The 23,701-nt window shown below is 40.5% G+C and carries 23 protein-coding genes; 12 read left to right on the top strand and 11 right to left on the bottom strand.

Annotated features, from left to right (window positions below; genetic code table 11):
* Window positions 1-81: 81 nt before the first annotated feature.
* The 5 genes from glyQ to NSTC745_RS36215 all read left to right on the top strand — a co-directional run bounded on the left by glyQ (window position 82) and on the right by NSTC745_RS36215 (window position 6,076).
* Entirely contained in the window at window positions 82-960 is an 879-nt protein-coding gene (gene glyQ / locus NSTC745_RS36235) for a glycine--tRNA ligase subunit alpha (RefSeq protein WP_445635341.1), read from the top strand.
* 628 nt (window positions 961-1,588) lie between these two features.
* Window positions 1,589-3,946, top strand: a complete 2,358-nt coding sequence (locus tag NSTC745_RS36230) for a ComEC/Rec2 family competence protein (protein ID WP_445635340.1) — start codon at window positions 1,589-1,591, stop codon at window positions 3,944-3,946.
* A 99-nt stretch (window positions 3,947-4,045) separates the two neighbouring features.
* Window positions 4,046-4,516, top strand: a complete 471-nt coding sequence (locus NSTC745_RS36225) for an NADAR family protein (protein WP_445635339.1) — start codon at window positions 4,046-4,048, stop codon at window positions 4,514-4,516.
* A 274-nt stretch (window positions 4,517-4,790) separates the two neighbouring features.
* Window positions 4,791-4,922, top strand: coding sequence for a hypothetical protein (locus NSTC745_RS36220; RefSeq protein ID WP_445635338.1), 132 nt, complete (start codon window positions 4,791-4,793; stop codon window positions 4,920-4,922).
* A 53-nt stretch (window positions 4,923-4,975) separates the two neighbouring features.
* Entirely contained in the window at window positions 4,976-6,076 is a 1,101-nt protein-coding gene (locus NSTC745_RS36215) for a tetratricopeptide repeat protein (protein WP_445635337.1), read from the top strand.
* A gap of 303 nt (window positions 6,077-6,379) precedes the next feature.
* Here the strand turns inward: NSTC745_RS36215 and rlmN are convergent, their stop codons facing one another.
* The 4 genes from rlmN to lgt form a co-directional block, all read right to left on the bottom strand.
* Complete coding sequence (rlmN, locus tag NSTC745_RS36210) at window positions 6,380-7,447, bottom strand: 23S rRNA (adenine(2503)-C(2))-methyltransferase RlmN (protein ID WP_445635336.1); 1,068 nt, start codon at window positions 7,445-7,447, stop codon at window positions 6,380-6,382.
* A gap of 77 nt (window positions 7,448-7,524) precedes the next feature.
* A complete protein-coding gene (locus tag NSTC745_RS36205) occupies window positions 7,525-7,878 on the bottom strand; it encodes a phenylpyruvate tautomerase MIF-related protein (protein WP_445635335.1) in 354 nt (117 codons plus the stop codon).
* Between the two features lie 99 nt (window positions 7,879-7,977).
* Window positions 7,978-8,766, bottom strand: coding sequence for a precorrin-4 C(11)-methyltransferase (cobM, locus tag NSTC745_RS36200; RefSeq protein ID WP_445635334.1), 789 nt, complete (start codon window positions 8,764-8,766; stop codon window positions 7,978-7,980).
* A gap of 208 nt (window positions 8,767-8,974) precedes the next feature.
* Window positions 8,975-9,850, bottom strand: coding sequence for a prolipoprotein diacylglyceryl transferase (lgt, locus tag NSTC745_RS36195; RefSeq protein WP_445635333.1), 876 nt, complete (start codon window positions 9,848-9,850; stop codon window positions 8,975-8,977).
* 294 nt (window positions 9,851-10,144) lie between these two features.
* Here lgt and coaD point away from each other — a divergent pair, with 294 nt between their 5' ends.
* The 3 genes from coaD to NSTC745_RS36180 all read left to right on the top strand — a co-directional run bounded on the left by coaD (window position 10,145) and on the right by NSTC745_RS36180 (window position 12,064).
* Window positions 10,145-10,696, top strand: coding sequence for a pantetheine-phosphate adenylyltransferase (gene coaD / locus NSTC745_RS36190; RefSeq protein WP_221708624.1), 552 nt, complete (start codon window positions 10,145-10,147; stop codon window positions 10,694-10,696).
* Window positions 10,606-11,274 (top strand): DivIVA domain-containing protein, encoded by a 669-nt coding sequence (locus NSTC745_RS36185; protein WP_445635332.1) that lies wholly within the window; start codon window positions 10,606-10,608, stop codon window positions 11,272-11,274. The genes coaD and NSTC745_RS36185 overlap by 91 nt, the downstream gene beginning before the upstream one ends.
* A 670-nt stretch (window positions 11,275-11,944) precedes the next feature.
* A complete protein-coding gene (locus NSTC745_RS36180) occupies window positions 11,945-12,064 on the top strand; it encodes a Ycf66 family protein (RefSeq protein WP_445638777.1) in 120 nt (39 codons plus the stop codon).
* 191 nt (window positions 12,065-12,255) lie between these two features.
* On the opposite strand, the gene NSTC745_RS36175 is transcribed toward NSTC745_RS36180, so the two are convergent.
* From NSTC745_RS36175 to NSTC745_RS36155, 5 genes are all read right to left on the bottom strand, one after another.
* On the bottom strand, window positions 12,256-12,861 hold the full coding sequence (locus NSTC745_RS36175) for a hypothetical protein (RefSeq protein ID WP_445635331.1): 606 nt from the start codon (window positions 12,859-12,861) through the stop codon (window positions 12,256-12,258).
* 516 nt (window positions 12,862-13,377) lie between these two features.
* A complete protein-coding gene (locus NSTC745_RS36170; protein ID WP_445635330.1) occupies window positions 13,378-14,133 on the bottom strand; it encodes a lysophospholipid acyltransferase family protein in 756 nt (251 codons plus the stop codon).
* 112 nt (window positions 14,134-14,245) lie between these two features.
* A complete protein-coding gene (gene tadA / locus NSTC745_RS36165; protein WP_445635329.1) occupies window positions 14,246-14,731 on the bottom strand; it encodes a tRNA adenosine(34) deaminase TadA in 486 nt (161 codons plus the stop codon).
* A 396-nt stretch (window positions 14,732-15,127) separates the two neighbouring features.
* Window positions 15,128-15,433 carry a glutaredoxin 3 gene (gene grxC, locus NSTC745_RS36160; RefSeq protein ID WP_445635328.1) on the bottom strand — a complete coding sequence of 102 codons (306 nt, stop codon included), beginning with the start codon at window positions 15,431-15,433 and terminating at the stop codon, window positions 15,128-15,130.
* A gap of 55 nt (window positions 15,434-15,488) precedes the next feature.
* Window positions 15,489-16,061 (bottom strand): DUF981 family protein, encoded by a 573-nt coding sequence (locus tag NSTC745_RS36155; protein ID WP_445635327.1) that lies wholly within the window; start codon window positions 16,059-16,061, stop codon window positions 15,489-15,491.
* Window positions 16,062-16,376: 315 nt separating this feature from the next.
* Here NSTC745_RS36155 and glpX point away from each other — a divergent pair, with 315 nt between their 5' ends.
* From glpX to NSTC745_RS36140, 3 genes are all read left to right on the top strand, one after another.
* Complete coding sequence (gene glpX / locus NSTC745_RS36150; protein ID WP_445635326.1) at window positions 16,377-17,414, top strand: class II fructose-bisphosphatase; 1,038 nt, start codon at window positions 16,377-16,379, stop codon at window positions 17,412-17,414.
* Window positions 17,415-17,630: 216 nt separating this feature from the next.
* Complete coding sequence (locus NSTC745_RS36145; RefSeq protein WP_445635325.1) at window positions 17,631-18,917, top strand: glutamyl-tRNA reductase; 1,287 nt, start codon at window positions 17,631-17,633, stop codon at window positions 18,915-18,917.
* Between the two features lie 429 nt (window positions 18,918-19,346).
* Complete coding sequence (locus NSTC745_RS36140) at window positions 19,347-20,519, top strand: acyltransferase family protein (protein WP_445635324.1); 1,173 nt, start codon at window positions 19,347-19,349, stop codon at window positions 20,517-20,519.
* Between the two features lie 213 nt (window positions 20,520-20,732).
* Here NSTC745_RS36140 and NSTC745_RS36135 read toward each other — a convergent pair whose 3' ends face one another.
* The gene (locus tag NSTC745_RS36135) at window positions 20,733-21,338 is read right to left on the bottom strand and encodes a hypothetical protein (protein ID WP_445635323.1); all 606 of its coding nucleotides are present in this window, start codon (window positions 21,336-21,338) and stop codon (window positions 20,733-20,735) included.
* On the bottom strand, window positions 21,338-21,970 hold the full coding sequence (locus NSTC745_RS36130) for a ParA family protein (protein ID WP_096537204.1): 633 nt from the start codon (window positions 21,968-21,970) through the stop codon (window positions 21,338-21,340). The genes NSTC745_RS36135 and NSTC745_RS36130 overlap by 1 nt, the downstream gene beginning before the upstream one ends.
* 200 nt (window positions 21,971-22,170) lie before the next feature.
* On the opposite strand from NSTC745_RS36130, the gene NSTC745_RS36125 reads away from it, so the two are divergent.
* Window positions 22,171-23,553, top strand: coding sequence for a cytochrome P450 (locus tag NSTC745_RS36125; protein WP_445638776.1), 1,383 nt, complete (start codon window positions 22,171-22,173; stop codon window positions 23,551-23,553).
* The last annotated feature ends 148 nt before the right edge of the window (window positions 23,554-23,701 follow it).

Raw genomic sequence — 23,701 nt, 5'->3', positions numbered from 1 at the left:
TGATTTGTCTGAAACTGCCCACAGTGTAGGGTTGTGAGCAACAATGATTTATGCAATGTGCTGACTAAGGAAGGATAGAGCGTGAATTTTCAGTCGGTAATAGCCTTGTTGCATCAATTTTGGAGCGATCGCGGTTGCTTGATCGCTCAGCCTTACGACATTGAGAAGGGGGCAGGCACTAAAAATCCCCAGACATTTTTAAGAGCATTGGGGCCAGAACCGTGGGCTGTTGCATATGTAGAGCCGTGTCGCCGTCCAACTGATGGGCGCTACGGCGAAAACCCGAACCGCTTTCAACACTATTATCAGTACCAAGTCCTAATTAAGCCCTCACCAGATAATATCCAGGAAATCTATCTCGATTCTTTAAGGGCTTTAGGTATTCGTCCAGAAGAACATGATGTTCGGTTTGTGGAAGATAACTGGGAAGATGCGACGGTGGGGGCTTGGGGTACTGGTTGGGAAGTCTGGTTAGATGGGATGGAGATTACTCAATTTACCTACTTCCAACAGTGTGGTGGAATCGATTGCCGTCCAGTATCTATTGAGATTACATACGGGTTAGAGCGTTTGACGATGTATCTCCAGCAGGTGGAAGCAATTACAAAAATTCATTGGACGGATAACATTACTTATGGAGACGTTTTTCTGCAAAATGAGATAGAGCAAAGTACCTATAATTTTGAAGCGTCTAATCCTGAGCTACTCCTGACACTGTTTAACTTGTATGAGCAAGAAGCCACGCAATTGACAGAGCGAGGATTAGTTTTACCAAGCTTGGATTATGTTATGAAGTGTTCGCACACGTTCAATTTGCTGGATGCTAGAGGTGTAATTTCAGTGACGGAGAGAACTCGTTACATCGCTAGGATTCGTCATTTAGCGCGTAAGGTTGCTCATTTATATGTTGAGCAAAGAGAAAAGTTGGGTTTTCCTTTGTTGAAGAAGACAGCAGATTAGTAGTGTTGGCAGGGTGCAACACTACTAAAACAAATGGAGAAAGATAAGGGCTTTTCTACCTTATCTGCTCTCTGTTTGTAAGGTTTTTTAACTTGGACACTATGATAACTTTTGAACAATTACAAATCGGCGACTACTTTCGGATTCCTGGTATAAGCGTAGCGTGCGTTTACAGGAAAGCTAGCGATTCTTATTGCAGTATGAATGCGTTATTACAACAATTCGTCTGGGAACACGAGTGATAGTGCTGACTTCGAGAGAAGTTTCTGATTATTTTGTGGCAAAGTACGATTATCTTAAGAGCTTAAGATAATCAAGATTAAGCTTGCTGTTTTAACTAAGCTAAAAATTATACCTCTTGCTACAAAGTCGTACAGGGGTAGACAAAGAGTTTGAAATCAACAAGCCTGCTGAAGCGGGCTTTGTTTGTATAAACGCAATGAACTATACTTCACCACAAGCATGAAGATTTTTCTTTACTGTCCCAACTGTTCTTAGTACTAGTTCTCCAAGATACAGCTAAAGATGATGCTGGAGGAACACAGAAATCGATGTGTTGCCATATTTTTGAGAATTTGTATAAGTCACCTATAAATTCTGTTTGCTAGCTGCTTTTATATAAAATTTTATGATTCAAACTAGTGGTGTAATTATTTGTCTTGGGTACATTCTGGGTTTACTGTTTACAACAGTTCCTTGGGGTGGCGTGTGGATTTTAATTGTCGGAATAGTGGGAGCGCTTTTTTTTAGAAGACGTTACATAATCTTGCGTAAACTTGCTCAGAAACCAGAGAATGCTGGAGGCAAAGCCAAAACAGTCTTTAACAGTTGGCAAACTCCTCCCCATCCTCGAATATGGGTAGCTGCTGGGTTGGTGGGATTGTTGGCAACTCTCTATTTTCAATGGCGAGTACCACAACCAGGCACAAAAGATATCAGTCAGTTTGTTCCGCCTGGAAATAGCAGTAATCAAGAACAACTTGTGATTGTTCGCGGAGAAGTAGCGAGTAATCCACGCTTGACTCGCAGCCAGCGAGGACAATTTTGGCTGGAAGCGACTCAGCTAGATGAAGTTAAAAATGAAAAAGGCTCGGCTGGTGTGCCAAAAGGAGTGACTGGCAAATTATATGTAACTGTACCGATTCTTCAGGCTACCGGTTTATACCCCGGTCAACAAATCCAGGTAACCGGGATTTTATATAAACCAAAGGCAGCTTCTAATCCTGGTGGTTTTGACTTTCAAAAGTTTCTCAAGCAAGAGGGGACATTTGCTGGTTTGATTGGGCGACAAATTAATGTTTTGGAACAAGAACGTAAATGGGGCTGGTGGCAAATTCGGGAGCGAATTGTGCGATCGCAAGTTCGGAGTTTGGGCATTCCAGAAGGTTCTCTTGTCAGTGCAATGGTTTTAGGTAGCAAAGCTGTGGATTTACCCTACGATATCCGCGATTTATTCGTCAAAGCAGGGTTAGCTCATGCTTTAGCTGCTTCTGGATTTCAAACTTCGTTGATTTTGGGTGTGATATTACAGTTAACGAAGCGTACAAAAAAAGGAATGCAATTTACGCTTGGGTTTTTAGGTTTAATTATTTTTCTGAGTTTAACAGGTTTTCAGCCTGCGGTTCTTAGAGCCGTAATTATGGGTTTTGCAGCATTAATTGGTCTGTTATTAAAAAGGAAAGTAAAACAGTTGGGTTCGCTGTTATTAGCAGCAACACTCTTATTACTATTTAATCCCCTATGGATTTGGGATTTAGGTTTTAAATTGAGTTTTTTGGCAACATTGGGATTAGTTGTAACAGTACCGCCAATTATTGAACGTTTGAATTGGTTACCACCTGCGATCGCTTCTTTAATTGCTGTTCCCTTAGCTGCTACTATTTGGACTTTACCCGTCCAACTTTTTGTTTTTGGAGTTGTACCAACCTACAGTTTATTGCTGAATGTGCTTAGTACTCCATTAATTTCTATTCTTAGTATAGGCGGTATCATCAGTGCTATCGGAGCTTTAATTTGGACTGAGGCAGGAAGCTTTTTGGCTGGGTTATTGCATTACCCTACTGATTGGCTGATTAAACTAGTAGAAATTTTTAGCAATTTGCCAGGGAACTCTGTTGCTCTGGGCAGCATATCTACTTGGCAATTGTTGGCGATTTATGGACTAATTATTTTAGTTTGGCTAGTACGTTGGTGGCAGCGGCGGTGGTGGTTTGCTAGTGTAATTGCAATTGGTTTGGTAATCGTTCCCCTGTGGCATTCTGCAAATACATTATTTAGGATAACGATATTAGAGTCTGGTACGGAACCGATTATAGTTGTTCAAGATAAAGGTACAGTAACTCTAATTAATAGTGGTGATGAAGGTACAGGACGCTTCACAATTTTACCATTTTTACAACAGCAGGGTATCAATCAAATTAATTGGGCGATCGCTACTGATTTTCAAGGCAATGAAAGTAATGCTTGGTTTGAATTAGCCCAACGCTTACCAATCAAAAACTTTTATGAATATTCTCCAAAGCCAGAAAACTCTATTGCTATTGAGGCAATTCAAGAGCAACTACAAAAACATCAAGGATCTTACCAACCTTTAGCAGTTGGTCAAGCTGTGCAAGCTGGTTCGATAGTGGCACAATTAATCAATAATGAATTACCTATTCTACAATTGCAAATTTTAGATCGGAACTGGTTATTAGTAGGTAATATCAAGTCTCAAGAGGTACAACAATTAGTTAAAAATGGGAGTTTAACTCGTCCGCAAGTGCTGTGGTGTGCCCCTCAGTCTTTAAAAAATTTGGTTCTTGCTCTGCAACCGGAAGTAGCGATCGCTTCTGCTGCAAACTTGGATGAAAAAACTTTATCTGAACTCAACCAAAGTCAAACTAAACTCTTTTTTACGGGACGAGATGGCGCTATTCAATGGTCACCTAGTCGTGAGTTTGAGGCATTTATTGAAGCACCGGAAAATCAGTCTTCTGTTTTATAAAAAGCAACCGATATAATAGTCTATTGCTATGAGTAAATTTAGTTAATATAATAGCGATCGCTATTACTATTTATTCAGACTACAGTATTACTCAATACTATGACAATTTACTTTTATAGCACTCGCGAACAATATGGCTGTTTCTCTAATTTTTCACCCCACGGCTTTGAGTTAGATGGATTGTATTGGGCGACTAGCGAACACTACTTTCAAGCACAGAAGTTCGTCGGTACACCTCATGCAGAACAAATCCGCTTGGTTCAAATGCCTAAAGATGCAGCAAGAATGGGGCGTCAAAGAACCCGTCCTTTACGTCCAGACTGGGAACAAGTTAAAGACGACATTATGCGCCAAGCCGTGCTATGTAAATTTCAAACTCATACAGATATTAGAGATATCTTACTTTCCACAGGCAATGAAGAAGTTGTTGAAAACTCGCCCATCGATTTTTACTGGGGTTGCGGGGCTGACGGTAGTGGTAAAAATATGCTAGGAAAAATTTTGATGGAAGTCCGAGATATCCTCCGCCATACCCACAGCACGGATAGTGATAATAGTACAGTAAAATAGTCTTGTTGTTATGAATACTTAACTGAACGACACTTTATTAAAATAGGAATTGAAGAAGTTACTACAAGCTAAACACTCAAATTTATTGAATAAAACTTCTAGGTTGTATATTATCTAGCAAAAAAATTTCATTTTTAAATTTGAAATATATACTTGCATAAAGTTAGTATATACTCTATTTTTATAAACTAACTTGAGTCTGTTAGTTTAAGGTACTTAATTTGGATTGCTTATTGGCTAAGTTAATAATAAGTATAGTTATGCTTGTTGAGTGGTGATAAGTCAACCAGCGATCGCTTCATCGATTAACTCTCCCTGCTGGTATTATCGCCACATAAAACTGGCAATCTTTACACTGCAAGTATTTGGTATCCAGGGTGTGGTAAATCGGCTTCATGAAAGATAAATTCTGGTTTTGGGAACACTAGACTTACCACCAGACTAAACAGGAAGGGGTTGATGTCTAAAGAGGTATGGAATCATAAATCGAAAAATACAGTACCCCTGAAATTACCCATAACACACCTAAAATCAGTGAAGCGCAATACAATTACTCATGAATTTGACCCTGGTTCACAAGCACAAATACCACCACCACAGGAAAGTGACGAACATTTATCTGAGGCATCTCAACTGTTACGGCAAGGTATTCAACAGCAGCAAGCTGGTGAATTAATTGCAGCGATGAAATCTTTACAACAATCCTTGGTACTGTTTCAGGCAGTTAAGGATTTACAAAAACAGGCGCAAGTACTTTCTTTTTTAGGATTGGTAAGTTACAGCGCAGGAGACTACAAAAATGCTATCTCCTACTCTCAACAGTGTATGTCTTTAAGCGAGGAGGCTTCAGATTTACCATTGCAGATGCAAGCACTTTCGCATTTAGGCAATGCGTACCGTCACCTCAACGACCATCACAAGGCAATTGAATTTTTAGAAAAGTGTTTGAAAATAACCCAGCAACTGCAAGATAAACGCAGTCAAGTAGCAGCACTAAATAATTTGGGATTGGTATATAAAGCTTTAGGCAACTTTACACAAGCCATTGAGTATCAGCAGCAAAGCCTAGAAATTGTACGCGAACTTAAAGATAATTGGGGTGAGGAACAAGTACTCAAGAATTTGGGTAATGCTTGGTATGCTTTGGACAATTATCCAAAAGCGATCGCCTACTACGAGCAATGCGTAATATTAGCACGCTCCTTAAAAAATGTTCGCAGTGCTTCTCAGGTACTAAAGAACTTAGGTAATGCTTGTTATGCTTTGGGTGATTATACTAAAGCCATCAAGTATTATGAGGAACGCTTGCAATTAGCTAGAGAAATCCAAGACAAGCGTAGCGAGGAACAGTCTTTAGGTAGTTTAGGAGTTGCTTGTGAAGCTTTAGGGGATCATCACAAAGCAATTACATATTACGAAGAACGTTTACTTTTAGCTAGGACACTCAAAGATCGGCGCAGTGAAGAACAAGCCCTTGCCAGTCTAAGAGTTGCTTGCTACGCTTTGGGCGATTATGCCAAAGCTATGCAATACCAGCAAGGGACATCTCCAAATAGTTAATGCAGTATGATTCAGGAGTCAGAATTCAGAATTCAGAATTAAAATAGGCTCTTAGTATAGCTTTGAAAGCTACATGGTATAGTTAACACTTCTTTAAATCTGCTATATCTTGTACGATTAGATACTTATAAATGATTTATCTAAAAGTTAATTAATAACTTCCGATACCATTTTGAATTTTAGATTGGGAATAGCTTTGGCGAATTTGTTTTACTTTATCCGTCGATCGCAATAATTTTTCAATTCGGTGTAAATTTTACAAGATTATGAAGGCTGTTTTAGTCTTGAATTCTGAATTCTGCTTTATTTACTTGCTCTAAGTTGTCCGCAAGCAGCATCAGCTTCTAAACCGCGGGAGTAACGGACGCTAACAGCAATTTGTTGTTGCTTGAGGACATTGAGAAATGCTTGAATCCGCTCGCGGTTGGGGCGTTTGTAGTCTACTTCTTGGATGGGGTTGTAAGGAATCAAATTCACATGACTTTGAAATCCCCGGAGACGTTTCGATAGTTCTAATGCATGTTCTGGCAAATCATTGACACCAGCCAAGAGAATGTATTCAAAAGTCACACGGCGTCCAGTGATTTCCACATATTCGCGACACTCAGCCAGCAAATCTTCTAAAGGATAAGCGCGGGCGCTGGGGATCAGTTGTTCCCTGAGTGCTTGGTTGGGCGCATGAAGACTAACCGCAAGGGTGATTTGCAAATGGTGTTGCGCGAATTGACGGATGCGATCGCGAATACCGACTGTAGAAACAGTTAGCGATCGCGCTCCTATACCAACATCTTGATTGAGAGATTTTAAGGCAGCTAGTACGTTTTCAGTATTTAACAACGGTTCGCCCATACCCATGAATACCACATTGCTAACCCGTTGTTGAAAATCTTCTTGTACAGTCAACACCTGATCGACGATTTCATGCCGTGCTAAATTGCGTTTGTAGCCTCCTTTACCAGTAGCGCAGAAATCACACGCCATCGGACAACCGACTTGAGTAGAAACGCAAACCGTCAACCGATTGTCTGAAGGAATACCAACAGTTTCAATAATTTGCCCGTCTGCCAATCGCAAAAGATATTTCACCGTACCATCGGGTGCCACAGAGCGGTAGTGTAAACTTGAGCGTCCGATGGGAATTTCTGCGACTTCTTTGCGCCATTGCTTGGGAAACACAGAAATATCCAAGAGCGATCGCACCCCCTTGTGATATATCCAGTCATGTAATTGCTTTCCTCTGTAAGCAGGCTGTCCCTGTTCTTGCACCCAAGCACTTAACTCGGCGACGCTTGCGCCAAGCAGGGGAGGAAGTAATGCTGACTTAACTGGGTTGTGTGAGTCAACCTGAGATACCAGAGGTGTAGCAGACATAAAAATCACGAGTTAATGCTGGATCTCTATCCTACACCTGCCGAATCGAGTTCGTCTTAATCAAAGAACGCAATAAATTAACCAAAGGTACTGCCATTCCAACCCCACATTGCACCTTTAGCATCTGCAAATTCTATGTAAATTCGATTTTTAGCCACACCCAAAGTTTGGTTAATTTGCTGACAAAAATCTTCACTCATTGCTTTAGTTTGGTCTGGCTTCATCGTGCCAATGCTCTTAATTTCAATGTAACAAACAGGCTCTGTATTACCTGCAAAAGTCATAGGAATTCCTGGTTCAAAAGCCGTCATCACATAAGATTCTGGTTTTCCCAAATGTTTTGCTAACTTGGCTGATAGACTCAAAAGCATTGACTCAATTTCAGCCTTTTGAGGAGCAGATGCAGAAGTTTGGACTTTAATTAATGGCATATAGGATTCCTATTGAGTTTGTGGGCTTTTGAGAGAAAGGCAATAGGGAATAGGCAAGAGGCAATAGCAAGAAATTAATTGCCTGTTGCCTATTATCTATTAATGAGACGAACGAAATAAATGACTATGTTCGGGATGATATAAACGCGATCGCCCTGTTATTGGTGACAGTGCTGGGCTGATTATATAAAGTGTGGTGCGAATTAGTTTTTCTTTATCAGTACAGTCTGCCATTTGATTGAGAGGGACAACCCTAATTTTTTCATCAGGCCATCCGACGCGAAAGCAGATTGCTACTGGGGTTTCGGCTGGGTAATGTTCGAGTAGTTTGGCTTGGGCATTTTCCACATGACGCGCACTCAAATATAGGCAGAGGCTAGCTTGATGTGCTGCTAGGGAGGCTAATTCTTCGGAGGCGGGGACTTCTGTACGTCCGCTGATGCGCGTCAAAATGATGCTTTGGACTAAACCAGGTACAGTTAATTCTACTTTGAGTTTGGCAGCAGCAGCTTGAAAAGCGCTGATACCAGGTATGACTTCAAAAGGGACATTTGCCTCTGCTAGGAGGTACATTTGTTCGTGGATAGCGCTGTAGAGACTGGGATCGCCGGAATGGAGACGGACTAGAGATTTGTGTTGCGATCGCACTTTTTCTACCATAATCGCCACAATCTCTTCTAAAGTTTGATTTGCAGTTCTCACGATCTCAGCATCTTTGCGGCAAATTTCTAAAATCTGTTCTGGAACTAAAGAATCAGCAAATAAAATTACATCAGCAACAGCCAATAATTTCTGCGCCTTCACCGTTAATAGATCGGGATCTCCGGGGCCTGCTCCCACAATGTACACAGAAGGTTCCACAGCATATAATGTTTTTTTATTACTCAAATTTTCTGTATATTTACTTGGATAAGCACACACAGCAAACCCTCAAAAAATTTTTTTTGTTATTTTCTCAGTATCTTTCCGGATTTACCCTCTTTGCCTAGTAGAGAGTAATGGTAGATGCACCCTGGTTAAGCCCTAGAGAAAACTCTGGGGCATTTTTTATTTTTGGGCATAGGGCATTAGGTTAGTAAAACTCTTCCCCAGTCCCTCATCCCCTCATCTCTCCATTTCCCTTAGGACTAGGAATTACATCAGGCAAAGGGCGTTTAAGTAAGTAAAGCCAAGCTAATCCAAATAATCCCAATAGAATTCCCAGACAACTTACTACTTGTGCCATCCGCAGAGGCCCAAGCATCAAGCTATCAGTCCGAAATCCCTCAATCCACAGCCTTCCTAAGCTGTAGGCTGGCCAGTAGACTAGAAAAAGCGTGCCTACTTTCAGGCGTGGTTTGCCGGATAAAGACCGGAAAAACAACGTTATTAGCAGGGCAAACACCATTAAATCCCACAGAGATTCGTAGAGAAAGGTGGGATGAAAGTAATCAAAATTAATATACTCTAGAGGACGACGTTCTGGGGGAATATATAGCTTCCAAGGTAAATCGGTAGGATCGCCGAAAGCTTCCGAGTTGAAAAAATTGCCCCAACGTCCGATCGCTTGCCCTAAAATCAGCGAAGGCGTTACTAAATCCGCTAGCTGCCAGAAAGAAACCTGCTTGAGTTTGGCAAAAATTAATGCTGCCAAAACCCCACCGATAATCGCGCCGTGAATAGCAATACCTCCTTCCCAGATAGCAAAGATTTTTTCTGGAGTTGGGGCATATTTTGGCCATTCAAAGAAAACGTAATATAGTCGTGCGCCCGGAATTGCACCAATTAACAACCAAAAGAACAAATCACTCAGCAACTCCGGATTAACATGACGGCGCTTTGCCAAATATTGGGAAAGCATGACGCCAATTAACACTGCTGTGGCAATCAACAAGCCATACCAGCGAATAGTCAATGGCCCTATTCTCAGCAGAATCGGCCCTGGGGAAGTAAATTGAAACGCCAACGGCAAGATCGAAAAATCCAGTGCCATGCAAAATTACCTAGAATTCGTTAACTAACCGCGCACTTTGTTAAGAAGTACGGAGTTTCTTAGGTCTGAAATACCAGACTAACCTTGAATCCTCTACAACATTATTGTGAAAACACAGGCAGAAATCCAGCATTTATATTTAGGAGTCTAATTCCTAACGGCTAGTTGAGCATAACTTGTGCCACCAGAACAATTGGCTTTAGCATTCTTGCTGAGAATGCAAGATGATACATTTGAGTAAGTTACGCAATACAGTTTCAATATAATCACCTAAATTAAGTTTGATATATCATTGTGATTGCGATTTATCCTGGCAGCTTTGACCCCATCACCTTAGGACATCTTGACCTCATCCAGCGGGGTAGTCGGCTGTTTGAGCGCGTAATTGTTGCTGTACTGCGGAACCCCAATAAAATGCCACTTTTTAGTGTTCAGCAACGGCTAGATCAGATCCGTCTTTCTACACAACATTTACCTAATGTAGAAGTAGACAGCTTTGATGGTCTGACCGTCAATTATGCCCAAATGCGACATGCACAAGTTTTGCTACGAGGCTTACGGGCTGTGTCAGATTTTGAAGTGGAACTGCAAATGGCTCACACAAATAAAACTCTTTCTACCCAAATAGAAACAGTTTTTCTGGCAACCTCAAATGAGTATAGTTTTTTAAGTAGTAGTGTGGTAAAAGAGATTGCAAGGTTTGGTGGCTCTATCGATCATCTCGTTCCCCCACACATTGCCCTAGATATATACCAATGCTACAATCACAACTCCCCAATGTTGAACCCAATCTCAACGGAAGCAACCCCCCCCCTCAAGAGTATGTCGGCGGAGAGGGAAGCATAGATATTCAGGAGGAACTCAACCGCCTAGAGGAAATGGTTCTCTCTAGTCTCCGAATTCCCCTGACGGGACGCACACTCATCGATGAAGAAAAGCTGCTAGATCAGCTTGACTACATTAGGCTTGCTTTGCCAGCGCTTTTTCAGGAAGCAGCTGTAATTCTGGAACAAAAGGAGGAAATTCTCCTGGAAGCAGAAGAATATGGGCAACAAATAGTTGAAGCCGCCCAAGCAAAAAAAGCCCAAATTTTAGCTGAAAGCGATATTATTCAACAGGCAAAACAAGAAGCTGAACAAATTCGGCGGCAAGCGCAACAAGAGTGCGATGCAATCATGCAGGAAACCCTGGCTGAAATTGAGCGCAAGCGGTATGCTTGTCAGCAAGAGTTAGAGCAAATGCGACTAACTGCGATCGCTCACGCTCAAGAAATTGAAGACGGCGCTGATGCCTATGCAGATGGTGTCCTAGAAAATATTGAGCAGGATCTCAAAGAAATGTTGCGAATTATCACCAACGGGCGACAACAACTCCAAGTTGATAACCTGACGCAGCGCAATTCACCTCCTGGTAATAAGAGATAGAGGTTCTGAGAAAATGGGCAAGAATTGTCAGTTGGGTTTTGCTGGCGCTTAACCCAACAATTCTTATCACAAAAATATTTAGAATTATCTACTCTTTAATACAAGAAAGGCTAAATCAACTTAATATCTAAAATAGACCAAGAGCCTACACAATAATATTGATTATAAATTGCAACTTCTTACTTTTGCTTTATTTGACTAAGTAGAAGGACTAAATTAAACCTAAATCGATATCGCCGGGTTTCGACTGCGCGGAAGTTGAGCGTAGTCAAACTCAACCCTCAAAGAATAAGCTTACCAAGCATTGAGCGTACCCTACCCTTCGGGAACGCCAAGGGCGAACGGGATCTTGCTACGCGTAGCGTCTCTCCTTGGGAGAAGTCGAAATGCGTCTTCTAAATAATTGTGTCCACCTACTTAGTAATTTGGTTTAATATTTTGACTTTTAATTAATTAGGGTTATTAATAAATGCTGGCTTTAGCTCAAGTCAATTTTGCATTAAATCTAGCTGGCTTAATAGCAATTATTTATTTGCTTTTAGCAATTGTCTACTTTATTTTAATATTGGCTTGGCTAGCCCAGCGTGTTACCAGACTTAGAGGTTGGGCTTTAGGTCTTTAGATTATCTAAGCAATATTTACGCCAATTGTCTTGTTATCATGCTGAGGAATATTATTTTATCAGGGTTGGCGTTTAGATCCACTTATGCAATTTGAACAATTTTTATCATTGCTATTAATTATTTACTTTACTATTAAATATATTGTGATTAATGCAGTATACAAATAATCTACGTTGACTGTTCGCTGTTGACTATTGAAGCTTGACAGTTAAATTCTCACAAGCTTAATTTTAGACTAGCCGAGTGGGGACGCTCTGATGAGGGAGATGGGGAGATGGGGAGATGGGGAGACAAGGGGAATAATTCTTAACTCCTAACTCCTAACTCCTAACTCCTAACTCCTAACTTTTAACTCAAGTTATTTTTGAGATGAGGAAGATGAACCACTACTTTCTCTTGGGTATGGAGAATCAACAAAACCCAATTCAAACAACTGTTTATAGGCTTTCTTGCCTAAATCCCGCGTTGGGTTTTGACTTTTAATTATTTGAATCAACAATGGTACTGCTAATTCTGGCTGATTTTGTGCCCGATGTACCAATGCTAGTTGAAAGGTTGCCTCATCCCGTTTTTGAGCTGTCAATAAAGCTTTTTGGCGCTGAGAGTCGGAAACTCTATTGTCAATTCCTGAGAAACTAGAGTTTAAGTCTTGATAAAAATTAGATAGTTGATTATAAACCTGACGTGCTTCTTGGAGCTTCTTGGCAGCTAAGGTGTAGTTTTGAGCAGAAACAGCTTGTTCTGCATCTTTCATTAAGCGATCGCCACCTTCAATGCTCAAAAGGCTATTATTTTGAGTTACCGGACGGAGGTTATTAGGAGCGTTGGGATCGATGGGTTGTGGTTGGCTAGTAGTGCCTGGTAACTGTGATACCTGAGCATTCACAGGTGATAGCAAGCTGAGGACTGCTAAGACTGATAAAAAACCACGGTGCATCAAAGTAACAGCGGCAGCAGTGTTCATGGGGTCAATTAGTGCAACAACTATATAGAAAAGTTATGGATACTTCGGGTATCTTAACTCTGTTTTGGTCTTGGGCAAACCAAAGTCACATAACTAAGTTTCTCAGATTTAGACTAAAAATTCTTTGAATATAGTTCCCATTACCCCTGTATAATCTTCATCATTGACTAATTTTGTATTTTGTCGTCAATAATTAGTTATTTCCTCAAAAACTGCCAATTTGGCTCAATCTTCCCTCAATGGAGGCTAATCTATACATATACCTCCTCAAAAGGTTGCAAAATATAGAAAGGGACTGGGGACTGGTGACTGGTGACTGGGCGAAAAGTCTTTTTGTGTCTAAGTTTTATCGTCTGTTGATGTCCTAACCACCAAGGCTTGTGCTATAATTATGGTTTTTTGTGGTTGATGCACGCTAAATGTAGCAGCTACTAATTAGCACCAAATCTTAAAACGGCTAATTGCTCAGTTATGGCATTTTTTCGGCGATCGGCTCTCTTGAGACCCCTGACAGGCTCAAGAATTGGTAATTTCTGCAAATGTATGATTGGTAATTTCTGTTTCTTGATGGCTTAATTGTTGGAGTGCCTTTGCTAAATCACTTGTGAGATTTTTAGCATCTTGTTTTATGGAGCTACGTATGTAATCCTTAACTCTCATTGGAGAGCCAATGTGAATGGTCACATCTGTACCCCAATTAGGGTATGGTTGACTGTAATTGATGCCTACAGGTATAATTTTTACTCCCAAGGCTGAATCACAAGATTCAGCACTCAAAGCCAGACGTGCAATTCCCGGCTTCAAAGGGGCTTGACCATGACGGTAAATGTTACCTTCTGGAAAAATCACCAGGGCTTTTCGCTGTTTGAGCAGCTCGACTCCATGCCGTAGGCTGCGAATTGACGGCTGTCGAGTATTTACGGGAAAACCCCCCAAACGTCGCACAAACCAGCCTTGCAACCCTTGACATTCATCAATAGTGACCATGAACCGCAGGTCTTTCGCTGTCATGCAATCAGCAACGGCGTAGGGTATTAGCAATCCATCCCAACGTGCCCTATGGGTAGGAGCGAAGATAACAGGCCCAGTTGTAGGGATATTTTTTTGTCCGGTTATTCTAATTCGCCCAAAGAATAATGGTAATAGGCAGTGACGACCGATTAGATGCGCTAGAGGGCTTAACCAAGGAGAAACCCTTGAGGTAGTATCATCTACTTGAGTATTTGCTGGTGCTTGCTGGCAAGTATCGAATAAAGAGTAAAATTCCATCATGATGGAGACAGCTGATTGACGGATAAAATTTAGCGAAAAGCCTGATTAGTTACACCGTAGATTCTCTTGCATGAGTTGTGTCGTGCTGGATGGACAGTTTTACCTCTGTCTGTTACTTCCTCTTAGGTCGCTTAGTCACAAACCAAGACTGTAATTGTTGGCGACAAGCTGATTCTAGAATGCCTCCGATTACCTGCAAGCGGTGATTAGAAGCACTACTATCGGGTATGTTAATAACTGTACGTATTGCGCCAGTTTTTGTATCGTCCACCCCATATACGAGCAGTCCTAGACGCGCTTGGACGATCGCACCTGCACACATTGGACAAGGTTCCAAAGTTACGTACAGACTACATTCATTCAGATGCCAATTTTGTAAAGTTGTGGCGGCTTTCTTGAGAGCAAGAATTTCCGCATGAGCCGTGGGGTCTTTGTCGCGTTCTTTTCTGTTCTCTCCCTGTGCAAGTAAGTTTCCAGTTGAATTGATGATAACAGCACCTACGGGTACTTCACCTGCGTCACCTGCTGCTTGTGCTAATTCTAGGGCACGACTCATCCATTGTTGATGTATAAGATAATCACCATATTTATTCAGCATCCTGTAAGTAGTATAAAATTTTCATCAAATTTTTACAATTTAATAAATTTGGGCATCGGGCACTTGTACTGAGTGTAGTCGTTGGCGCAGCCTCTCGCAGAGAAGTATGGGGCATGGGGCGACAAGGCAGACAACGAGAATAAATAACTCCTAAGTGGTCACTCAACAGTAGACTTCTTGCACGAATGTTGAAAAGAAGAATTTTTTATCTCACGCAGAGAAGCCACTGCGTTGGGCAGGTTTCCCGACTTGAAGCAAGTGGCGCGCGCAGAGGCGCAGAGAGTTATAGAGAAATAAACTGTTTAGTAGTCATAATCTGATTGATGCAAGAGATCTAGTCAACAGTCAGGATTCTCAATTCCCAATTCCCAATTCCCAATGCCCAATGCCCAATTACTATTGAGCTAACAAAGGATCGAGTTGACTTTGTGTATCTAGCCGATAAAGATCGTCGCAACCACCAATGTGTTGGTTATTGACAAAAATTTGTGGTACGGTGCGGCGTCCGTTAGCGCGTTCTGCCATTTTCGCTCTAGCTGTTTCATCGCCGTCGATTTTATACTCAGTAAAGTTTACACCTTTCCACCACAGCAGCATCTTGGCACGAATGCAGTAAGGACAAGTTTGCCATGTGTAAATTTCGACGTTGGCTTTAACTCGCTCTGGATGGCGATTCAAAAGGGGATTCAGAAAGTCCAGCATATTTTTAAACCAAGGTTTTAACTATGTTTCTAGCCTAGATCGTTCCTGACATTATTTACCGCATCGGTATTGGAACCCACTTTTGAAAACTTTCTAAATGACTCCAGTAAGCCAAATATCCAGTAAATGCCCAAATTAAAGCGGCTACTATTAATACGGCAACACCAATTAGTCGCCAAGTTCGGTTGGTTTTCCAATAGAGAGTAGGCGCGGCAAATATACCACCTAATCCTGTTAAGATAAAACCGATTCCTGAGAGTAACGGTTGTTTTGTCATATTTAAGTTGATAATTCGGATACCAATGACGATCGCCACTAAACCAGCAAAAAAACCGTAAACTGCGATCGTGAATAAATCCCAACCTACAGACAGAGCAATTGCCGCGGCAACAAATAAAATGCCAAATAAAACACTTGTTTCACCGAAGGCAATGTTAAAGCTACCAGGAACCGGCCAGGTGAAATTCATGTGTAAACCAGTTGTTAAGGCGATCGCGCCTACAATTCCAAAACCGGGAATCCACTGCTTTTGATGTGAGCTATCTAACCCACGATATACATAGTCAGCTAATATAAATAAGCCAGCTACCATGTTGATTAACATGAGTGTGATGTAGTCGATAAACACGATTCACCTCTTAATGCTTTTCTGGGTTGATATGAATTATCCCAAGTTAAATGGTTATATTTCTAAATATTTAAAACCACAGATAAAGACAGATTAACATTTACCTCACAGATTTGAAGTATTAATCCTCACAAGTACAAGAGTAAAATGAAGATGAGGATGTCTAAAGCTTATTGACAATAGTGTCAATAAATTGGAAATTGGTACTTCGTTAACATTTGTAATGGAAATTTGGTAACCGCCCTTTGGTAGACTTAAAGACTGAAATAGCCAGATAAAGTAACGCAAATTCAAGCAGTTGAGAGGGCAGACTCTGTGGAAAATACACTTGGGTTAGAGATTATTGAGGTAGTAGAGCAAGCAGCGATCGCATCCGCCAAGTGGATGGGCAAAGGTGAAAAGAACACTGCTGACCAGGTGGCTGTGGAAGCGATGCGGGAACGGATGAATAAAATCTACATGCGCGGTCGTATCGTTATCGGGGAAGGCGAACGCGATGACGCTCCTATGCTTTACATCGGAGAAGAAGTAGGTATTTGTACCCAACCAAATGCCGAAGCTCTCTGTAACCCTGATGAACTTATTGAAATTGACATCGCTGTTGACCCCTGTGAAGGTACGAACTTGGTAGCATACGGACAACCTGGTTCAATGGCTGTGTTGGCAATTTCTGAAAAGGGTGGATTATTTGCTGCTCCTGACTTTTACATGAAGAAATTAGCAGCACCCCCAGCGGCTAAGGGAAAGGTAGACATTAACAAGTCAGCAACGGAAAACCTCAAGATTCTTGCTGAGTGTTTAGAGCGCTCTATTGAAGAACTTGTAATCGTGGTCATGAAGCGCGATCGCCACAATGATTTAATTAAAGAAATCCGTGAAGCTGGAGCGAGAGTGCAACTGATTTCTGATGGTGATGTGGGTGCAGCAATATCCTGCGGTTTTGCTGGAACCAATATCCACGGACTGATGGGTATCGGTGCGGCTCCTGAAGGTGTAATCTCGGCTGCTGCTATGCGTGCTCTGGGTGGACACTTCCAAGGCCAATTGATCTACGATCCAGAAATAGTGAAAACAGGTCTGATTGGAGAAAGTAAACAAGCCAACCTCGATCGCTTGAAATCAATGGGTATCAATGACCCGGATAAGGTCTATGATGCTCACGAACTCGCATCTGGTGAAACTGTTCTGTTCGCTGCTAGCGGAATTACCAGCGGTAATCTCATGCAAGGTGTACGTTTCTTCAAGGGTGGAGCAAGAACTCAAAGCTTGGTAATTTCTAACCAGTCGAAAACTGCTCGATTTGTTGATACAATCCACATGTTTGGTGAACCGAAGACTCTCCAACTGTACTAATTCTTGGCGAATGGGGAATAGTAATACTAAGGGCAAAGCATAAAAGTGAAACATATTCACCCAAATGCTTCACCCATAAAGTAGTTAGTAGTTAGTAGTTAGCGATCGATTTTTGTTTGTTGCTTGGAAAAACTTCCAAGCAATAACCTCTAATTCCCCATTCCCTATTCTCAATGCCTTATTGCCAACTACCAATTAGTAATTACGATTTAGCAAATGAATATAGCAGTAGTGGGGTTAAGCCATAAAACAGCCCCAGTAGAAGTCCGGGAAAAATTGAGCATTCCAGAACCACAAATTGAAAGTGCGATCGCTCATCTTACCAGTTTTCCGCATATTGACGAAGTTGCAATTCTTAGCACTTGTAACCGCCTAGAAATCTACATTGTTACTAGCGAAACAGACCAAGGTATCCGAGAAGTAACTCAATTTCTTGCAGAACACAGCAAATTGCCTGTGAATTCTCTGCGACAACACCTGTTTATGTTGTTGCATGATGATGCAGTCATGCATGTGATGAGGGTAGCAGGCGGTTTAGATAGCCTGGTACTCGGAGAAGGTCAAATTCTGGCTCAGGTGAAGACTACTCACAAATTGGGACAGCAATATAACGGTATAAAAACCATTTTGAATCGATTATTTAAACAAGCGCTAACAGCTGGCAAGCGAGTTCGCACTGAAACTAGTATTGGTACTGGCGCTGTCTCCATCAGTTCGGCAGCTGTGGAATTAGCACAAATGAAAGTAGCAAATTTAGCTGCTTGCCGAGTGACAATTTTAGGTGCTGGTAAAATGTCGCGGTTGCTAGTACAACACCTGCTTTCTAAAGGTGCTGTGGAAATCAGCATTGTCAATCGCTCTCGCGAACGCGCCCAAGAATTAACCAAACAGTTCCCCGAACAACCTATTAAAATTCACACGCTATCGGAAATGATGACAGTAATTGCAGATAGCGATTTGGTATTTACAAGTACTTCTGCCACAGAGCCAATACTTGACCGTGCCAAATTGGAAATGGTTTTGGAAACTCAGCGTTCTTTGATGTTATTTGATATTTCCGTGCCGCGCAACGTTCATGCAGACGTAAATGAATTGGCTAATGTCCAGGCGTTTAACGTGGATGATTTGAAGGCTGTAGTGGCACAAAACTACGAAAGCCGTCGGAGAATTGCACAGGAAGCAGAGCGACTTTTAGAAGAAGAAGTGGAAGCTTTTGATGTTTGGTGGCGTAGTTTAGAAACTGTAACTACTATTAGCTGTCTGCGAAATAAAGTCGAAACCATTCGGGAACAAGAATTAGAAAAAGCTTTGTCTAGATTAGGTTCGGAATTCGCAGAAAAACATCAAGAGGTCATCGAAGCTTTAACACGAGGTATTGTTAATAAAATTTTACACGATCCGATGGTGCAACTGCGATCGCAGCAAGATGTCGAAGCCAGACGGCGTTGTATGCAAACTCTACAAATGCTGTTTAACTTAGACGCAGGCGAGCAATTTAGTTAAAGCGAAGAACAACCGCGGCTTTTCGCTTCTTGTTTCCTTTTCACCTCTTGCAAAAATGGTTTTGCAAGAGGTCTATTCATTATTTCTAATATCTTCAACCATTGCTTTCCAATCTTGTGGATGGTAAAGAAATTTACTTGTAACTTTAATTCTTCTAACGCTTTGAAATAACAACTATTATTTTCTATTAACAAATCTTTATAACTATCAAAGCAATATTTATTTTACAAAACTCATACCTGCCAGATTCTTTTCAACAATCTCTATTCTATAAACAAAACATACCGCATTTTCTAGTACTAATAGAGAATTAGTCTTTTTGAGACGTACAGAGTTTTTTCAAAAATCAAATAGGAATCCCGTAGTATTGATGGAAAGTTTGCCTAAAAGGACTTACTTTACCATATTACTGTTAATTCCACAGAATTTTTGGGAATTATATATCTCAATACTATTCAGTCAAAGATTATTGGTAAAAAGTTCAGGATTGAGCCTAGAGCAAATTTGTCTTTAAAACAGACACTAGATTGCTTTGCTACATTTGAAAAATTTATCAAAAATCAATTCACAGGAAAAATAGGTATGAGAGTAGAAAGAAATAATAGTTTAGATACATTAAAAGCACTAAGCATTGCTTTTGTTTTTATCTGGCATTTACGACCCTTTCAATTTATTATTGATGATTCCACACAGGTTTCTGTGCTAATGATTGCTAAAATCATCAGAGATTTGGAAGTGCAATTATTTTTAACAGCAGTTCCAATTTTTTATATTGTTTCTCTATACTTATTTTTTCAAAAGTCTAGCGATATAAAATATTTCCGAAAAAGACTGACTAAGTTAATTAAAATTTATTTATTTTGGATAGTTGTTCAGAATATATTTTTTGTTATTTCTACAAGACAAATTCCTAATTTATCGTGGCAATTAATTATAGGTTTAGAGCCAAACTTACCATTTGTAGGTGATTCGGTTTTCTATTTTCTCTTTAATTTAATTTGTTTGATAACTTTTGCCTTTTTATATCAATTTATTAAATCATATTCTTTAAAAAAGATTTTGTCTTTTACGATAATAATATTTTGTCTATTTTATTTTGAAACTTGTTATTTACTAAATATTACTATTCTTTACCACTGGCTGATTAATTTTGTTATTTATGTGCCTATAGCTTTCTATTTAGCTAATTTTCCTAATAAGATATTAAGCTTTAAATTTTACTATCTAATTGCATATATATTGTTTTCCTTCCATGATATATATTTGCGTGATTATGGCTATCACCCAAATATTTATGGAAGAATTGCCATTATTTTTGGAGCCGTGACTATTTTCTGTTATGTTCGCGATCGAAAAAATATCAAAGAGAATTTAATCATACAACAAATATCTAAATATTCTCTTGGTTTATTTTCATTACATAAATACTGGCAATACTTATTTTTTTTATTAATTTATCATTATAAAATTGACATAACTGGAGGACTATTTGGAACTCCTTTAAGTACAATGTTTATAATTGAAGGATTTTTCGTTATATTTTTTACTTTTTTAAGTGTTTATTTGTTAAAGTTAACTTGTTTCAAACAATTTGTTAGCTAATAACTAGACATTAATAAGATCGGGCTTCATGAAAGCTTGTAATTAGATAATCGTAGCAAATATTTCATGTATTTTAACCACAATTATCTGTAGGGACGCACAGTTGTGCTACCCTACTCAACCTCTGTACAAATGGTCAAAGCCTTAAGTTCAAATTGTGCTTTTTGAGCTTATTTTACAAACTTGTTAGTTTTTGAACTGACTATAGCAATGCTAGTCATAAAGCCAAGTGTTTTCTGCAAAATCATCATTTGTTGCTGTTTGTTGTTCTGCTAGTTTTTCAGATGAACGGTGCGATTTTCTATAACTTAGTGGATTGTAGGTTTCTTTTACTGGTCTGATAGCACTAGTTTGTTTTGTAACAACTTGAGATTTGCTTGCTGCTGCTTGTTTTAAAGCATTAATTTCTTCTATGAGTTTAGAATTTGCTTCTGCAAGTTGTAGCGCCGTTTTTTTTGTTTCGTCAAGTTCTTGTGTTAGGTGTTCTGCTAGAATTTTTTGTTCGGAGACTAATGTTTTTTGTTGCAATAGTTTTGATTTCAAATCAACAATTTCTTGTTCTAAAGCAGCTTGTTTTTGACGACTTGTTTCTAGATTACTTGTCAACTCTTTGACAGTTACTTCTAAATCAGCTTTCGTAGGATTTGTGCGTCTAGTAGTACTTGGTTCTGGCGCTCGTGGTGAAGATTCTTCATCAGCTGTAGCTCGATCTTGGGCAATTTCTTCTGCGGAAACTTCGATCGCAGATTCATCTTCTGGGGATGTAAATTTTTGTGCCTCTTGTTGTAGCAAATCCGATAGACTTTGTTTCTTAGCCATTATTTCCTCCAATCACGCTGTAGTTCATCAGCTGCGCGGCGATAATCTATCTCCGCTTCCCGTGCATTTCCTCCGCGCCATTGAGTAATTGCGACACCTTCAAGCGCGGCTCGTTCGTGAGCTTTGTAGGCGCGGATGAGGGTATCAAAAGCAGGAATACCTAGTCGAGTCAGAGTTTTTTTTGCTTCTAGCGCTTCCCCCAGACTGCGCGTATCGACTTTAGTGAGCAATACCCGATGGGGCGTTCCCAAGGGGATAACGGCTTCCTTGACTGTTTCCACGAGGACAGCTAAATCCATTGCAGACGGGGGTGTAGGCAAAACTAGATAATCTGCTATCGCAACTACCGCTACTAATGCTTCAGAGCGCAGCGCGGGAGGCGTATCCACCACTACTAAATCGTAACCTTTTATTTTTGTTAAATCACCTAAAAGTGTCGGATCTGTTTCTTGAGATAAATCAAATCCCATTCCTTGCTGACTGCGCCCGAACCACCAACTGGCAGAACCTTGAATATCTGCGTCAATCAGCAACACCTTTTTTTTCTTCGCAAAGTTTGCAGCTAGATTGATTGCGGTAGTCGTTTTACCGACTCCTCCTTTACCGTTGAGAATAGCGATGATTTTTGGCACTGCTTTGGGTAGATGAGGGAGATGGGGGGATGGGGAGGTGGGGAGATGGGGAGATACGGGGACATGGAGAATAACCAATGACAAATGACAAATGACCAATGACCAATGCCCCAATGATGAATATACCGCTTTGTGTGACTCTCAATCACATAAAAACTCGTAACAATAAAATTCAGAAACTATCAATTTTGCAAACTCCAATGACAACAACTTACAACTTACCTGATGGTCCTCAAATACCGCGCTGGCTGCGGATGATTAAGTTTATTAGTCAGCCTGTAAAATATGTGGATGATTTTGCCAAAATCTATGGCGACACTTTCACCATTAAGAGTAGTCGTTCAGATAATGCTCTTGTATACTTTAGTAAACCCGAAGCACTTGAGCAGATTTTTACAGCCGATCCGAGTGGTTTTGAGGTTGGTAGGGGGAATATTGGGTTAAGATTTTTACTTGGCGATCGCTCTTTTATGTTAACCGATGGCGATCGCCACCAACGCCAAAGGCAATTATTAGCTCCTCCTTTTCATGGCGAGAGAATGCGGGCTTACGGCGAGGATATCCGCAAAATAACACAACAAGTGAGTCATGAATGGCAAATTGGTAAGCCTTTTAAAATCCGTGAGTCAATGCAAGAAATCACTTTGCGGGTTATTCTCCGGGTTGTATTTGGTTTAGAAGAAGGAGAGCGATTTGAGGAATTAAGGCGATCGCTTAGCGATCTACTAGAATTCATGACTTCGCCTTTAATGTCTAGCGCCTTCTTTTTCAACTTTATGCAAAAAGATTTTGGCACATGGAGTCCGTGGGGTTGGATTCTTGAACAACGGCGAAAAATTGATGAACTTATTTATACTCTGCTTCGGGAACGTCGCGCCCAGTCTCATCAAAATCGCCAAGATATCCTCAGTTTGATGATGGCTGCTCGTTATGACGATGGTCAAGGGATGTCAGATGAAGAATTACACGACGAGTTAATGACACTTCTAGTTGCAGGACATGAAACTACAGCCTCGGCGTTGACATGGGCATTTTACTGGATTGATTATTTACCAGAGGTGCGCGAGAAATTGCTACGGGAACTCAACACTGTTGGTGTGAACGCAGATTTGAGTACTATTGCTAAATTGCCTTATTTGACAGCAGTTTGCCAAGAAACATTGCGAATTTACCCAATTGCTATGACTGCTTTCTTGCGAATTGTGAAAACTCCAATTGAAATTGAGGGTTACAAACTGCCAAAAGGAACTGCAATTATTCCCAGTATTTATTTAGCGCATCATCGCGAAGAAGTCTACCCACAATCAAAGCAGTTCAAACCAGAAAGATTTTTACAAAGACAATATTCACCATACGAATATTTACCATTTGGTGGCGGTAATCGTCGCTGTATTGGTATGGCATTTGCTCAGTATGAAATGAAAATTGTCTTGGCAACTATTTTGTCAGAATTTCAAGTATCCCTGGTCAATAAACGCCCCGTGCGTCCTGTGCGCCGTGGTTTAACCATCGCCGCACCGACTGGAATGTGGATGATTCCAAGTCCTCAAGTAAAACTGGCGAATACCCCGGCGTTAGTATAACTGAATATTTTGCACCATTTTCAATAACTGCCTCAGAATGAATTCTGAGGCAGGAGTTAGATATAAATTAAGTCCAAATGTAACTAAAATTGCCTTTATAGAAACAAACAGATCGTAAAAATCACAAATCTCAAATTTCTACCAGGTT

The sequence above is a fragment of the Nostoc sp. DSM 114161 genome (assembly GCF_052692665.1).
Note: the sequence above shows the minus strand (reverse complement) of the source record. Positions and strands in the feature narration are given on the sequence as shown.